The following is a 13,789-nucleotide window of genomic DNA, read 5'->3' as shown; positions in this document are numbered from 1 at the left end:
TATCCCGGCGTTACCGGCGGGCGAGCTGCGCGGTGAGGTCCGCCACCGCCGTCGTGGGGCGGTCACAGACGAAACCGCGGCAGACGTACGCCGTGGGTGCGCCGTCGAGCAACGGACGATCAGCCAGCAGGGGTACGCCGGGCGCGTCCGGAGCACCGACCAGCACCACCGCACCCGGCGGCGCCAACTCGTAAGCGGTGGCGACCAGCGGATCACCGGTCGGGTCGCCCGTCGTGGCGATCACGATCTCGTACGGGCCGGACAACAGCGCCTCACCCGTGGCGGCGGCGTAACCACTGAACCGCGGATACTGCGAAACGATGGGCGCCACCGCCCCGAGCGCCGCCTCGGCCGCCTCCCGATAACGCGTCTCACCGCTCAAGGCCGTGTAGCTGGTCAACGCCGCCGCCAACGCCGACAACCCGGACGGCGTGGCGTTGTCGGTCGGATCCGCCGGACGGGTGACGAGCCGCTCGGCATCGTCGGCGGTGTCGTAGTAGCCGCCGTTGCCGGTCGGGAAGTGCGCGAGGGCGGCATCGAGCAGGCCACCGGCCAGCTCCAGCCACCGGCCGTCGAGGGTCGCCTGGTGCACGGCGCAGAAGGCCTCGGCGACAGCGCCGTAGTCGTCGAGCACTCCGTGCGGACTGCCGACCACGCCGTCGCGGGAGACCCGACGCAGCCGGCCGTCCACGATGTGCCGCTCGGCCAGCAGCGACGCCGCCTTGATCGCCGCGTCCAACGACTCCGCGCCGCCGGTGGCGAAGTAGTGCTCGACCAGCCCGACGATCGCCATCCCGTTCCAGGACGCGACCACCTTGTCGTCGCGGGCCGGCTGCGGCCGTCGGTCACGGGCGGCCAGCAACCGCCGCCTGGTCTCCGCCCAACGGTCCGCCACGGGCGGGTTCGCGTCGTCGATGTCGCGGGCCAACCGCAGGACGCTGGCGCCGTTCTCGAACGTGCCGGCGGCGGTCACCCCGAAGATCCCAGCGGCGTACGCGCCGTCGTCGACCCCGAGCGCGTCGACCAGCTGGCCGGGCGTCCACGCGTACGTCAGCCCCTCCACCCCGTCGGTGTCGGCGTCCAGCGACGACGCGAAGCCGCCTTCGGGCGTACCCAGGTCACGCATGATGAACTGCGCCGTCTCGTCGGCCACCCGGCGCGCCAACGGATCCCCGGTCAACCGCCACAGGTGCGTGTAGACCCGCAACAGCAGCCCGTTGTCGTACAACATCTTCTCGAAATGCGGCACGATCCACCGCGCGTCGACCGAGTAGCGAGCGAACCCACCGGCGAGCTGGTCATAGATCCCGCCGCGCGCCATCGCCTCGCAGGTATGCCGCACAACCTCCAACGACCGCGCGTCACCGGTCCGCTGGTAGTGCCGCAACAGAAAAAGCAGGTTCATCTGCGGCGGAAACTTGGGCGCACCCCCGAACCCGCCGTTCTCACTGTCGTATTCGGAGGCCAACTTGGCGGCGGCCCCGTCCAGCACGTCGGCCGTCAACGGTGCGCTGATCCCGCCGAGCGCCTGCGCCCCACCGATGGCCTCAACCACGGCGGCGCCCTGCCTCATGACCTCGTCGCGCTGGTCCTGCCAGGCTTTGGTCACGGACTCGAGCAGGCGGGAGAAGTTGGCCTTCGGAAAGTAGGTGCCACAGAAGAACGGAGTCCCGTCAGGCGCCGCGAACACCGTCATCGGCCACCCACCCTGCCCGGTCATGGCCTGGGTAGCGGTCATGTAAACAGCGTCGACGTCGGGCCGCTCCTCCCGGTCGACCTTGATGCTGACAAAGCTGTCATTCATCAACTTGGCCACACCAGCATCTTCGAAGCTCTCGTGCGCCATGACATGACACCAGTGACAAGCGGCATACCCCACGGAAATCAAGACTGGAACGTCTCGTCGCTTGGCCTCTTCGAACGCCGCCGACCCCCACGGCCACCAGTCGACCGGGTTGTCAGCGTGCTGCAGCAGATAGGGAGATGTGGCGTCACCTAGCCGGTTCACCGTTCCACCCTGTCACACGCGCTCGCTGGCCCCGGCCCGGTCGCCGCCCGTGTCACCGGGTGTCGCTACGTCGTTGATCGCACCCTCGGGCGGCGAACACAGTCCACCATCGGCCAACTTCCGCTTCACGCTGGCGTGGCTTCCTCCTCGATCCCCATGGACGGACGCGCGGCGGTGAGCATTCCCGAATCTCTCAATCGTCATGTACTCTCGTAGAGATGTGACGATCGGGAGGCTTAGGAGCGGCAATGGCCAGACGCACCATCGAGGTCGATGACGAGGTGTTCGCCTTCCTGCAGCAGCACTGCGAGCCGCTGGTTGACACGCCAAACGATGTGCTGCGCCGACTGCTTCTCAGCGGAGGCTCGGAGGAACCGCAGGAGAAAGCCGCACCAACCGGAAGGCGTTTGCTGCGTCGGCCAGGAGCCCTGTTTCCGTTGATCAACGCTGGCGTCCTCGCCCCAGGGGACGTTCTACGGCACGAGCAGCCGAGACGACGCATGGTTCACCAGGCAACCGTCACATCGCGAGGCTGGCTCAAGCTTGCGGACGGAAGACAGTTCTCAACTCCGTCACGAGCGCTCGCCGAGCAGACTGGCACAACGATCAACGGCTGGATCTACGTCCACGTACCGAGCGGCAAGCCGCTTCAAGTACTCCGACGCCAAGTCGAGCACAGCTGAACCTTGCACTCCCAATCGTCAGTGCTCTACGATTTGAAGCGTTAGAGCCCCAGGGTCTCTCACAGGGACGGCCGTGGCGCCCGACTGATCGGGACTTAGCGCATACAAAACCCCGGCGGCATGCCCTCGCGGGCAGAGGCGGACCGGGGTCTTCACATGCAACGATAGCGCACTTCGACGTGGATCGGGAGAAAGGCCATGCAGGCGGCGGAGCTGATGGTGCTCGAACAGCGCCTCTCTCCTGAGCGCCTCGGTCCGTACAAGGTGGCATGCGGCGGCGATCTGCGGGCAGCACTCGCGCTGTATCGGTGGAACGTAGAGGTCACAACGGCGCTCTCGGCCACGTTGGGCCACGTCGAGGTGCTGTTGCGAAACGCCCTACACCGCGAACTTGAAGGCTGGTCTGCCCAAACCTTCGGCGAGCCACGCTGGTACCTAAATCCTCGATCGTCGACGCTACCCGACGGGTTCCTGTTCGCCGAGGCCCTCGATGACATCGCCAAGGCGAGGACTCGTGCCGTGCGTGACGGGCGGCCCGAAACGCCTGGACGCGTCGTCGCAGAACTCAACCTTGGTTTTTGGCGGTTCCTTCTCGCTCGTCGGTACGACCGCGGGCTGTGGCATCCCTGCCTTCACAAAGCTTTTCCTCGTCAGCGGCGGGCAGCCGTCTTCGATGCGGTCGGCTCGCTGCATGAGGCCCGAAACCGGATGGCACACCACGAACCGATGTTCAATCGGCCACTCGCCAACCTGTACCAAACTTCGTTGAGGGTCACCGAGTGGATTTGTCCCACGAGTCGACGCTGGGTCGAGCAAGGCAGCCGCGTCACCACCGTTCTCACGGCCCGGCCCGACCCACCGTTGGCGAATAGCCCATGATGACCGACGTGGCGTCACGCAGGGGTAGCCGTGCGGTCCTGCCTACCGTCTCAGACTCCGTACTGCGGTGGATGACATCGTCGACAGCTCTGGACGGGTGGGAATGAATAATGTTGATACACCGAGGGATTCGTTCATCGCGGCTAGTTCGCGTTCGCGTTGGTAGTCCATCGAGTCTCTGAGCCCGCGGACGATCACCGCGCATCCGTTGTGTCGGCAGTAGTCCACAGTCAGCCCGTGCCAGGCTGCGACTGAGACGTTCTGCCAGTCCGGTGAGAGCAAGCTCCTGATGGCCGTCGCCCGCTCCGCGGTTGTCTTGGACGGCCATTTGTGGTCGTTGACGGCGACCAGGACGGTGACGTGATCGAACATGCGGCGCGACCGGTCGACGACATCGATGTGACCCGGCGTGAAGGGGTCGAACGTCCCGGGATAGACCGCCCGCGTCATCGAGCCAGCCTAGCCAGCTCAACGGGCATTACAACCGGCCCTGCTGGGCGGCGCGGGCAGCCAAACCGCAGACGTAGCGGTCCTTGACCTCCGACGCCCACTCCAGAGCCAACGCGTCGGCCGCAGCACGAGACCGGACGCGCACCCAACGATGCGGGTGGTTGCCGGTGGTCGAGTAGGCGACCACGAGCCAACGCCCGCTCACCACCCGCCAAGGCCACACGACGACGGTCGCCAGCAGCGCCGCCATCCAGTTGAGCAGCCAGAAAACGATCGGCACGAGACCCGTGACGAACACGGGTCGCCAAGCGAGCCGCCGCCGCCCAACCCGCCAGACATCCCACTCGCCAGACACACCCCTGGCAACCACACGCACAAAGACCATTGTGGGGACCACCGACAACCCGGCGGCAGCCCCAAAACATCAGCCGCCGCTGATCGCGCACAGCGGAGATCAGCCAATGGACTGTGTCCCACGACCAGGAACCGGAGTCGACCAACGCTGAGCTGGGTCAGGGCGGGGGAGGATATTGCGAATGCCGACTATAGAGGTCGCGCTCTCTGCGGCCTGTCGGCACTCGCAAAATTCTCCCCCGCCCTAGACCGCGACCAACGACGAACCGACACCCGATCAACGCGAGCGGCGACCGATCGTGGAATCAAGCGGACCCATCGGCGCGAAGCGGAAAGACCTTGGCGCGAGCCGAATCAGTGAGCTGACTAAGAACGGCCACGATCTTGTCAGCGGGCATCGGCTTGAAGAAGTGGTAGCCCTGCGCCGCCGCGCAGCCAAGGTTCTCCAGGGCCGCGCGCTGGGCCGCAGTCTCGACGCCCTCGGCCACGACGCGCAACCCCAACTCCTGGCCGAGGTTGATCGTGAAGCGGACGATCGCGGCGGCCTGGGGAGACTCGGCCATGCGCATCACGAACGAGCGGTCCACTTTGACCTCGTCGACCGGCACCCGTTCGAGGAAGGCCAAAGACGAGTACCCGGTGCCGAAGTCGTCCAGGGCGATCCGGATGCCCATCGAGCGCAACCCCGCCAGGACCTCGTCGATGACCTCCTGGTCGCTCATCACCACGGTTTCGGTGATCTCGAAGACCAGGCGGTCGGGCCCCACGTTGTGCTGGCGGAGGAGCTCGGCGACGGCGGCCGGCAGGTGCTGGTCGAGCAGGTTGTGTGCCGAGAGGTTGACCGCGATCGGGACGTCCATGTCGTGTGCGGCCACGTCGGCGGCGACGCGCAGGGCACGGTCGATCACGTACAGCGTGAAGGCTCCGAGCAGGTCGCTGTCCTCGGCGGCGCGGACGAAGTCGCCGGGCTTGAGGATGCCTCGGCGGGGGTGGCGCCAGCGGATCAGGGCCTCGACTCCGGTCGGCGCGCCCGTGGTCAGGTCGACCGCCGGCTGCAGCGCGAGCACGAGCTGGTCCTCGGCCTCGAGCGCCTCGCGGAGCTCCGACAGCAGCGTGAGCTGGTCGGTGCTGCTCTCGTCGCGGCTGGGGTCGTAGCAGGCGGTGTTGCCGCCCCCACCCTCCTTGGCCTGGCGGAGCGCGATGTCGGCCCGGCGGAGCAGCTCTCCCATGTTGGCCCCGCCCGCCGCGACGACCACGACGCCCGCCGACGCCTCGACCGCGAGGGAGATGCCCTGGACCTCGGTGGTCGCCGCGACAGCGTCGACCATCTCGTCGGCCCGGTCCAGCGCGCGGGAGGTGGTCATCCGCTCGGGCCCGGCGATCAGCAGCGCGAACTGGTCGCCGCCGAGGCGGCCGAGCAGCTCGCCCGGGCCGGTCAGCGTGTTCATCCGGGTCGCGGTGGCGGCGAGCAGCTCGTCGCCGGCGGCGTGGCCCAGGGTGTCGTTGACGGCGCGGAAGCGGTTGATGTCGACGACCAGCAGCGCGATGGGGTGGTCGCGGCCGAGCTTGCGCAGGGCCGCGTCGCCCTGTGCCACCACGGCGGCCCGGTTGAGCAGGCCGGTCGGTGCGTCGTGCACGGCGTCGTACGACGAGCGTTCCTGGAGCAGCGACCACGCGCGGTGGGTGACGGCGTCGTGCAGGGCGACCGCCAGGGTGTCGCCGAAGGACCGCAGGGCGAACTCGTCGCGGGCGGACGGCAGGGTGGGCCTCGGCAGCGCGACCCGGATCTGCCCGACAAGCTGGCCGCGGACGGTGAGCTCGCGGACGAGCGTGGAGTCGTCGCCCTCGGTGGCCGGGCGTTCGTCGACGTCCGTCGCACCGCTGCCGCCGTCGGCGTCGCCGTAGTAGCGCCGCCAGCCGCCGTCCATCCGGACGACGTCGAGGTCGACCCGCTCGGCGACCAGCAGGCGCAGCGCGCCGGCGACCCCGGCCGTGGCGACCTCGTCTTCGTCGAGCTTCTTCAGGGCGCTGGTCGCGCCGGCGAACTCTTCCCAGGCGCGGCGCTCGTCGGCGGCTCGCAGCCGCTGCCCGTAGGTCTGCTGGAGCAGCCAGAGCGCGGGCGGGAGCAGGAACAGCCAGGCCGGATCGGAGTGGACCATGGCGACCACGGCGAGGCCGACGACGACGTTGCCGATGAACATCAGCAGCTTGTCGTTGAGGGCGCGCACGAGGGTCGCGAAGACGGGGACGCCGTGCACGAGACGCAGGAAGAGCACCGCGAGCAGCGCGCCGACCAGCAGATAGGTCAGGGCGCCGAGGATCAGGGCCGCGGCGAGGTGCGGGGTGAGCGGTGCGCCGATCGGGTCGGCGAGCAGGCAGGCAACCGTGACGGCGCCGGCGACGGCGACGGTCTGGCTGGCCGCGATGAACACGACCTCGAGCGGCGTGCGGAGCTTCGCGAAGACCGACATGAGCAGCCAGGCGGCGAACGTGCCGGCGAAGGTGGCGGCCGGCAGCCAGCCCGATGGTGCGGCGTAGAGGCCGATGATGAGCCCGGCCTCGCCCCAGGTGACGGATAGTCGCCCGGAGCCGATGCGTAGTCGGAGGCTGGCGAGCTGAGCCAGCGCCATCAGGCCGCAGGCGATGCCGAAGCGGGCGGCCGGCGGCAGCGGGTCGCCTTCGCGCAGGAACGCCGGCCAGAGCAGCCCGCCGATCGTCGCGACGACGGCGAGGACCACGAGCAGACCGGTGAAGGCGTACGCCCGGGCGGGCACTTCTGCCGCGCCGGTGCTCCGGGCGACGCGGTCGATGCCCGCGCGCAGCGCGCTCATCGCCAACTCCCGCCCACGGGACGGTCGACGCGAGCGGGGCGATGATCGGCAAACGACAGATCATGCCGGGAGCGGCCGGCGATCGTCATCGGCGCCCCCTTCCGCGCACGCCACGGAAACCCACACGGGTCCCCACGGCGGAAGGCTAAGCCAATCCGAGTGGGCGCAACAGGGGTCAGACGTCTGGTTTGGCCGTCAATGGGTGCCGTCGTGCCTGGTCAGCACCGGATTGCCCAGTCTGGAACGAATCCAGGAGTAGTCAGGAACGGTCAATCGGGTCAGATGGTTTCGCTGCGACAGATTTCGTGGTGGTCGGATCCACGACACTGTCATCCGGTCCGGGGAACCGCTCGGGCAGCCGCTTGAGGCGGCTGTTCATGTTGCGGATCAGCAGAACCGTCGCGGTGCCCAACAGGATGATCAGCAGCAGCCCCATCGGGCCGGCCAGCCCGCCCTCCCGGGTGTCACCGAAGTTGTTGACCGCGAGCACGTCGACGACAGTCCGCATCGGCGGCACACTCCTTCTCGCCCGGGGGTCGGCAGCGGCCCTTCACGCTACGCCCGTGCGCTCAGGCGGCGCGCACCGCCTCCCGTACACCCGCGAACAGGTCTGACTCGGGCACCGGGCTGTCGACCAGCGACTTGACCAGCTCGAAGTCTTCGGTCGGCCAGACCTTGCGCTGCAGGTCGAGCGGCACCCGGAACCACGCTCCGTCAGGGTCGACCTGGGTGGCGTGTGCCCGCAGCGCGTCGTCGCGGGTCTCGAAGTATTCGCCGCACTCGACGCGGGTGGTGACCCGGTCGCCCTTGTCTTCGCGCTTGTCCCACTCTTTGAGCCAGTCGGTGTAGGGCGACTCGAGGCCCGCGGCCAGCATCGCCTCGTGGGTCGCGACCAGCCGGGCCCGGCTCCAGCCGATGTTGTAGTAGAGCTTGAGCGGCTGCCACGGCTCACCCAGGTCGGGGTAGCGCTCGGGGTCGCCGGCCGCGTCGAACGCCGCCACGCTGACCTTGTGACACATGATGTGGTCGGGGTGCGGGTAGCCACCGTTCTCGTCGTAGGTGGTCACCACGTGCGGCCGGAACTCGCGCATCAGCCGCACCAGCGGAGCCGTGGCCACCTCGAGCGGCTCGAGCGCGAAGCACCCCTCCGACAGTGGCGGCAGCGGGTCGCCCTCGGGTAGGCCCGAGTCGACGAAGCCCAGCCAGGCCTGCTTGACGCCGAGGATCGCCCGCGCGGCGTCCATCTCGGCGCGGCGGATCTCGGCGATGTTCTCCCAGACGTCGGGCCGGTCGAGCTTGGGGTTGAGCACGCTGCCGCGCTCACCGCCCGTGCAGGTCGCGACCAGCACGTCGACCCCTTCAGCCACATAGCGCGCGGCCGACGCGGCACCCTTGCTGGACTCGTCGTCCGGATGGGCGTGCACGGCCATCAGACGCAACTGCTCTGCCACGAACTGCTCCCCCTCGAACCTGCCTCGGGCCTGCTCATCCTCGGCTGCGAGGATGGAACCCTGCCATTCTGGCCGATGCCACCGACAAGATTTCGCCGGGACCTAGCCACAGGGGTGCCCCCGTTGACCGAGACTCCGACTCCAGCCACAGCAACCACGCCACCCGCGCCCGTGTTCCCGCCCGGCCGCTACGGCCGCCGGCGCGAGCCGCGGCGCCGCCGGCCGCTGGTCGTCGCCGGTCTGGCCCTGGTCGTCGTGGTGGTCGGCGTGCTCGTGTCGATCCGGCTATACAAAAACTACGGCGACCCGGCGTACGACGCCCAGGTAGTGACGTACACCGACATCAGCGACGCCGGGCTCACGCTGACGTTCCGGGTCACGATCCCAGAAGGTGGGCAGGCGACCTGCGTCCTGCGGGCGCGCGCGAAAGACGGCTCGGAGGTCGGCCGGCAGGAGGTTCGGGTCCAGGAGAGCTCCGGCGACGGTGCGACCACAACGGTCACCGAACGCCTGGTCACGACCGCTGAGCCATTCATCGGAGAAGTGCTGCGCTGCGTACCCGCGCAATAAACGGGTGTTTCGGGCGCGACACCCGTTGGTCGATCGCTGGTAAGTTGGAAGTTCGTACTTGTCACCCGCCACCCAAGGAGATCGTCTGTGTCCACGACCGACCGCGGGACTCCCGTCACCTGGTTGTCCCAGGACGCGCATGACCGGCTCCAGGCGGAACTCGACGAGCTGATCAAGGCCCGCCCGGTGATCGCCGCCGAGATCAACGCCCGCCGCGAGGAAGGCGACCTGCGCGAGAACGGTGGCTACCACGCCGCGCGTGAAGAGCAGGGCAAGCAGGAGCACCGGATCAGCTACCTCAAGGAGTTGCTGCGCACCGCGCAGGTCGGCGATGCTCCCACCGCCGACGCCGTCGCGCCGGGCACCGTGGTGACGATCCACTTCGACGACGACGCCAGCGACACCGAGACGTTCCTGCTCGGCTCGCGCGAGATCTCGGCGACCACCGACCTGACCGTCTACAGCCCGGAGTCGGCGCTCGGCAAGGCGATCCTCGGCGCGCACAACGGCGACACCGTGACCTACACGGCCCCGAGCGGCGCCGACATCAAGGTCACCGTCGTCAAGTTCGCGCCTTTCGAGGGCTGAGCGGGGCGCGACACAGCACGCCGACGCCCGCACCGCCGTCGAAGGTCAGGTCCGGAAACCAGAAGTCCCGGGTCACCTCGACGAACCCCAGCACCGTGTGCAGGTCCAGGGACGCGCGGTTGCGGGCGTTCGCGAAATACCAGACCGCGTCGGCGCGCTCCGCGATCGCGGTCATCCGCGCGGTGGTGAGCGCCCGGCCGATGCCACGTCGGCGATAGGCCGGGTCCACCACGATCCCGAGCAGATACCAGCCGGCCGGTGCGGCGTTGCGCGGTGCGTCCTTTGGAGGGGCGTACTCCGCCGACCGGGCATATCCGACGATCCGCCCGGCATCCTCGGCGACGTGCAGCATCCGTTCCTGGTCGGTCGCGCTGGCGGTCAGGCTGCGGGTCCACTGGACCGGGTCGAGCCCGGCCACGACGGCTGCCAGCTCCACACAGCCGGGCACGTCGGCGATAGTGCCGCGGCGCACCGGCACCGGCTCGCCGCCTTTGGTGCGGCGACCCGGCTCGTACGCCGCGAAGGCACTCACGCGAACGAGACTACGTACCCACTGCCGCGCAACGCACCGACCACCTGGTCGGAATGTTCCGATCCGCGGGTCTCCACGGAGAGCGCGACCTCGACCTCGCCGAGCCGCAGGTGTGGGTTCTGCCGCTGGTGGACGACGTCGACCACGTTGGCGTGCTGGTCGGCGATCTGGCCCAGCAGGTTGGCGAGCTGCCCCGGCCGGTCCGTGCAGCGCACCGTGATCCGCAGGAACCGGTCGGCCGCGGCCAGGCCGTGCTCGATCACCCGCATCAGCAGCAGCGGGTCGATGTTGCCGCCCGAGACGACCGCGACGGTCGGCGGCTCGGCCTCCACGACGCCGGCGAGCAGGGCCGCGACGCCGACCGCGCCGGCCGGCTCGACGACCATCTTGCCGCGCTCGAGCAGCATCAGCAGCGCCCGGGAGATGTCCTCCTCGGTCACCGTGACGATCTCGTCGACCAGCTTCTCGACGTGCGCGAAGGTGATCTCGCCCGGGCAGCCGACCGCGATGCCGTCGGCGATCGTCGAGAAGCTCGGCAGCCGGGTCGGCGTGCCCGCGACCAGCGAGGGCGGGAACGCGGCGGCGTTGGCCGCCTGCACCCCGATCACGCGTACGTGCGGATTGATCGCCTTCGCCGCCACGGCCAGCCCGGACACCAGGCCGCCGCCGCCGACCCCGGTCACGATCGTGCGTACCTGCGGGCACTGTTCGAGGATCTCCAGGGCGACGGTGCCCTGCCCGGCGATCACGTCGGGGTGGTCGAAGGGGTGGATGAACACCGCGCCGGTACGGTCGGCGAACTCCTTGGCCGCGACCAGCGACTCGTCGACCGTGGCGCCGACCAGCTCGATCGCCGCGCCGTAGCCCTTGGTCGCCGCGACCTTGGGCAGCGGTGCGCCCTCGGGCATGAAGACGGTGGCACTGGTGCCGAGCATCTCGGCGGCGAGCGCGACGCCCTGAGCGTGGTTGCCGGCGCTGGCCGCCACCACGCCGCGGGCGCGCTCGGCGTCGGTGAGGCGGGCGATCCGGACGTACGCTCCGCGAACCTTGTACGAGCCGGCGCGTTGCAGGTTCTCGCACTTGAGCCAGCCCGGGCCGCCGAGGCGGGCGCTCAGCGGGCGGGAGGGTTCCAGCGGCGTGGTACGCACGACGCCGGCCAGCAGCTCGCGCGCCGCCTCGACGTCGGCCAGCCCGACAAGGTCCGTCATGCCCCGATGGTCGCACTTCCATCGGCGCCCGGCGCGGCGGCCCGTGGTGTTACACCGGTCACTGCACCGGCGGACGGTTGGTCCACGGCGGCCTCGATCGGTTGAGCCGACCCTCCGCCGACGGTGGCCGAGCTAGCCGGATCTCCGCCGACGCCGACCTGATCCGGGCCGACGCCCAAGCCTCCCGAGTCCGCGCCCGTGCCCACCGGCTCCGCCGCCTGGCCCGCCTCAGACGAGGCCGTGGCGTCCGATCGCTCCGCGCCTCCCGGCTCCGCCGCCTGGCCCGGCTCAGCCGAGGCCGTGGGGTCCGATCGCTCCGCGCCCACCGGCTCCGCCGCCTGGCCCGCCCCGGACGGGGCTGAAGGGTCCCGCCGCACCGCGCCAACCGGCTCCGCAACCTGGACCCCTGCCGACGCGGCCGCAGGATCCCGCTGGTCCGCGCCCACCGGCTCGGCCGCCTGGCCCGCAGGGGACGCGGCCGCAGGATCCGACCGCTCCGCGCCCACCGGCTCCGCCGCCTGGCCCGCCTCAGACGAGGCCGTAGGGTCCCACCGCTCTGAGCCGACCGACTCCGCCACCTGTCCCACCCCGGACGCGGCCGGAGAGTTCGATGGCTCGTCGCCTTCCCGCAACGCCGGAGCGGCGGCGGCCAGGGCGCGGTTCTGCTCCTCGTACCAGCCGCGGTGGATCCGCTCCTCCTGCGCCGCGGAGACGCGTGAGACGGTGAAGGCGAACGCCGCCGCGGCGATGACCCCCGCGGCGGCGGCCACGGTGTTCGCGCGGGCCAGTTCGCCGTAGTAGTCGGACAGCATCTCCAGGTCGAGGATGTCCGAGGTGTAGAGCGCGTTCTCGGCCCACAGGTTTCCGACGCGGTCGGCGGCCCACGTGACCAGCAATGCGATCCACCAGATGACCGCCACCCGGGTGACCCAGCGGTTCTGGGTGCTTTCCCGGGCTGCGTTCGCCATGATCCGGCCGGGCACGATGAGGTTGGCGATCGGCAGGAACCAGCCGCCGATGGTCCAGCCGGCGCCGAGCGACGGTTTCGCGTCCGGGAAGGCGTCGAGGTTCTTTCGTGCCCGCCAGAGCCAGACGATCGTCAGCACCAGCGCCGCGAGCTGGAAGATGCTGTAGGGGATGGCGGCCACCCCGGCGACACGCTCCAGGGTCGAGGCGGTGTCGAGGTTGGCGGCGGACCCGCCCCGGTCGATGCTGATCTTGATCACCCAGCACAACACCGTGACGATCACGATCGAAAGCGCGCTCAGGCCGACCACGACGATCGCGGCCACACCGACGCCGCGGTTCCGATACGTCTTATGACCTTCGAAGACAGCCTGGCTCATCGCACATCTCCCCGTTTCGATCTTGATCGGTGGAGATTCTCGCGCCGGACGCCGAACCGGAGATCAACCGGTTGGCCGGACATCGACGCCGATCAGGCGGCGCCGGCCACGTCCTCACCGGCGGCCGAGGCGGCCAGAGCGCGGTTCTGGTCCTCGTACCAGCCACGGTGGATCCGTTCCTCCTGGGCCGTGGAGATCCGGGTGACCGCGAAGGCGAACCCGGCGGCGGCGAGGAGGCCCGCGGCGGCGCCCACCGTGGTGGTGGTCGCCCACGAGGAGTAGTAATCCGACAGGACCCTCAGGTCAAGGACGTCGATGGAGTAGCGCCGACTGTCCGCCGACGCGGCCCCGGCGCGGTACGCGAACATCGCCACCAGCAGGCCGACCCACCAGACGACGACGGCGGCGGCCACCGACCGCTCGCGGGTGCTCTGACGGGCCACGTTGAAAGCGATCCGGCCGGGCACGACGAAGTTGGCGAACGGAACGAACCAACCGGCGACGACCCAGGCCTGCGACATGTTCGGTGCCGCGCCCGGGAAGGCGTCGAGGTTCTTCCGCGCCCGCCAGAGCCAGATCATGGCCAACCCCAGCGAAAGGAACTGGGTGGCCGTGAAGACCAAGGTGCCGACCACCGCGAGGCGTTGGAATGCCCGCGCGGTCTCCAACTCGTCGGCGGACACCACGCGGTCGAGGCTGACCTTGATCGCCCAGAACAGCGCCGCGACGGACGCCAGGCTCACCGCGGCCAGGCCGACCGCCACGATCGCGGCCACGCCGACGGCGCGGAGTCGATAGGTCCGGCGACCCTCGTGGACAGCCTGGCTCATGAACCCATCCCCCGGTTTCGATCTTGAACGGAGGAGATTGTCCGTGCCGCGCCAACGCG

General features: G+C 69.6%; 14 protein-coding genes. 4 read left to right on the top strand and 10 right to left on the bottom strand.

Features of this window, described 5'->3' with window-relative positions:
* Nucleotides 1–10 precede the first annotated feature (10 nt).
* Complete coding sequence (locus tag CHC05_RS05330; protein ID WP_089245278.1) at nucleotides 11–2,008, bottom strand: thioredoxin domain-containing protein; 1,998 nt, start codon at nucleotides 2,006–2,008, stop codon at nucleotides 11–13.
* 248 nt (nucleotides 2,009–2,256) lie between these two features.
* On the opposite strand from CHC05_RS05330, the gene CHC05_RS40525 reads away from it, so the two are divergent.
* Both CHC05_RS40525 and CHC05_RS05325 read left to right on the top strand, forming a co-directional pair.
* Nucleotides 2,257–2,691, top strand: coding sequence for a restriction system modified-DNA reader domain-containing protein (locus CHC05_RS40525; protein WP_144022480.1), 435 nt, complete (start codon nucleotides 2,257–2,259; stop codon nucleotides 2,689–2,691).
* Nucleotides 2,692–2,889: 198 nt separating this feature from the next.
* A complete protein-coding gene (locus CHC05_RS05325) occupies nucleotides 2,890–3,570 on the top strand; it encodes a hypothetical protein (RefSeq protein WP_179266057.1) in 681 nt (226 codons plus the stop codon).
* A 42-nt stretch (nucleotides 3,571–3,612) separates the two neighbouring features.
* Here the strand turns inward: CHC05_RS05325 and coaD are convergent, their stop codons facing one another.
* The 5 genes from coaD to mca form a co-directional block, all read right to left on the bottom strand.
* The gene (coaD, locus tag CHC05_RS05320) at nucleotides 3,613–4,020 is read right to left on the bottom strand and encodes a pantetheine-phosphate adenylyltransferase (protein WP_089245276.1); all 408 of its coding nucleotides are present in this window, start codon (nucleotides 4,018–4,020) and stop codon (nucleotides 3,613–3,615) included.
* Between the two features lie 28 nt (nucleotides 4,021–4,048).
* The gene (locus CHC05_RS05315) at nucleotides 4,049–4,318 is read right to left on the bottom strand and encodes a hypothetical protein (RefSeq protein ID WP_089245274.1); all 270 of its coding nucleotides are present in this window, start codon (nucleotides 4,316–4,318) and stop codon (nucleotides 4,049–4,051) included.
* Between the two features lie 361 nt (nucleotides 4,319–4,679).
* Nucleotides 4,680–7,205: a putative bifunctional diguanylate cyclase/phosphodiesterase gene (locus tag CHC05_RS05310; protein WP_089245272.1), complete on the bottom strand. Its 2,526-nt coding sequence runs from the start codon at nucleotides 7,203–7,205 to the stop codon at nucleotides 4,680–4,682.
* 259 nt (nucleotides 7,206–7,464) lie between these two features.
* The gene (locus CHC05_RS05305; RefSeq protein ID WP_089245270.1) at nucleotides 7,465–7,713 is read right to left on the bottom strand and encodes a hypothetical protein; all 249 of its coding nucleotides are present in this window, start codon (nucleotides 7,711–7,713) and stop codon (nucleotides 7,465–7,467) included.
* A gap of 61 nt (nucleotides 7,714–7,774) precedes the next feature.
* Complete coding sequence (gene mca, locus CHC05_RS05300) at nucleotides 7,775–8,656, bottom strand: mycothiol conjugate amidase Mca (RefSeq protein ID WP_089245268.1); 882 nt, start codon at nucleotides 8,654–8,656, stop codon at nucleotides 7,775–7,777.
* A gap of 123 nt (nucleotides 8,657–8,779) precedes the next feature.
* On the opposite strand from mca, the gene CHC05_RS05295 reads away from it, so the two are divergent.
* Together CHC05_RS05295 and greA are read left to right on the top strand one after the other, a co-directional pair.
* A complete protein-coding gene (locus CHC05_RS05295; protein ID WP_245870667.1) occupies nucleotides 8,780–9,226 on the top strand; it encodes a DUF4307 domain-containing protein in 447 nt (148 codons plus the stop codon).
* An 87-nt stretch (nucleotides 9,227–9,313) separates the two neighbouring features.
* Complete coding sequence (gene greA, locus CHC05_RS05290; RefSeq protein ID WP_089245264.1) at nucleotides 9,314–9,814, top strand: transcription elongation factor GreA; 501 nt, start codon at nucleotides 9,314–9,316, stop codon at nucleotides 9,812–9,814.
* On the opposite strand, the gene CHC05_RS05285 is transcribed toward greA, so the two are convergent.
* The 4 genes from CHC05_RS05285 to CHC05_RS05270 form a co-directional block, all read right to left on the bottom strand.
* Nucleotides 9,789–10,346: a GNAT family N-acetyltransferase gene (locus CHC05_RS05285; RefSeq protein ID WP_218824448.1), complete on the bottom strand. Its 558-nt coding sequence runs from the start codon at nucleotides 10,344–10,346 to the stop codon at nucleotides 9,789–9,791. The genes greA and CHC05_RS05285 overlap by 26 nt on opposite strands.
* Nucleotides 10,343–11,554, bottom strand: coding sequence for a threonine ammonia-lyase (gene ilvA, locus CHC05_RS05280; protein WP_089245262.1), 1,212 nt, complete (start codon nucleotides 11,552–11,554; stop codon nucleotides 10,343–10,345). The genes CHC05_RS05285 and ilvA overlap by 4 nt, the downstream gene beginning before the upstream one ends.
* Nucleotides 11,551–12,900 carry a DUF4328 domain-containing protein gene (locus CHC05_RS05275; RefSeq protein WP_089245260.1) on the bottom strand — a complete coding sequence of 450 codons (1,350 nt, stop codon included), beginning with the start codon at nucleotides 12,898–12,900 and terminating at the stop codon, nucleotides 11,551–11,553. Before CHC05_RS05275 ends, ilvA begins: the two co-directional genes overlap by 4 nt.
* Before the next feature lie 92 nt (nucleotides 12,901–12,992).
* Nucleotides 12,993–13,730, bottom strand: a complete 738-nt coding sequence (locus CHC05_RS05270) for a DUF4328 domain-containing protein (RefSeq protein WP_089245258.1) — start codon at nucleotides 13,728–13,730, stop codon at nucleotides 12,993–12,995.
* Nucleotides 13,731–13,789: the final 59 nt, after the last annotated feature.

It is taken from the genome of Asanoa hainanensis (genome assembly GCF_900188485.1).
Taxonomy (GTDB): domain Bacteria; phylum Actinomycetota; class Actinomycetes; order Mycobacteriales; family Micromonosporaceae; genus Asanoa; species Asanoa hainanensis.
Note: the sequence above shows the minus strand (reverse complement) of the source record. Positions and strands in the feature narration are given on the sequence as shown.

Excerpts from the sequence above, each read along its gene's own strand:
- CHC05_RS40525 (WP_144022480.1), top strand. The coding sequence starts at position 2,257 with ATGGCCAGACGCACCATCGAGGTCGATGACGAGGTGTTCGCCTTCCTG.
- CHC05_RS05325 (WP_179266057.1), top strand. The coding sequence starts at position 2,890 with ATGCAGGCGGCGGAGCTGATGGTGCTCGAACAGCGCCTCTCTCCTGAG.
- coaD (WP_089245276.1), bottom strand. The coding sequence starts at position 4,020 with ATGACGCGGGCGGTCTATCCCGGGACGTTCGACCCCTTCACGCCGGGT.
- CHC05_RS05310 (WP_089245272.1), bottom strand. The coding sequence starts at position 7,205 with ATGAGCGCGCTGCGCGCGGGCATCGACCGCGTCGCCCGGAGCACCGGC.
- CHC05_RS05305 (WP_089245270.1), bottom strand. The coding sequence starts at position 7,713 with ATGCGGACTGTCGTCGACGTGCTCGCGGTCAACAACTTCGGTGACACC.
- ilvA (WP_089245262.1), bottom strand. The coding sequence starts at position 11,554 with ATGACGGACCTTGTCGGGCTGGCCGACGTCGAGGCGGCGCGCGAGCTG.
- CHC05_RS05275 (WP_089245260.1), bottom strand. The coding sequence starts at position 12,900 with ATGAGCCAGGCTGTCTTCGAAGGTCATAAGACGTATCGGAACCGCGGC.
- CHC05_RS05270 (WP_089245258.1), bottom strand. The coding sequence starts at position 13,730 with ATGAGCCAGGCTGTCCACGAGGGTCGCCGGACCTATCGACTCCGCGCC.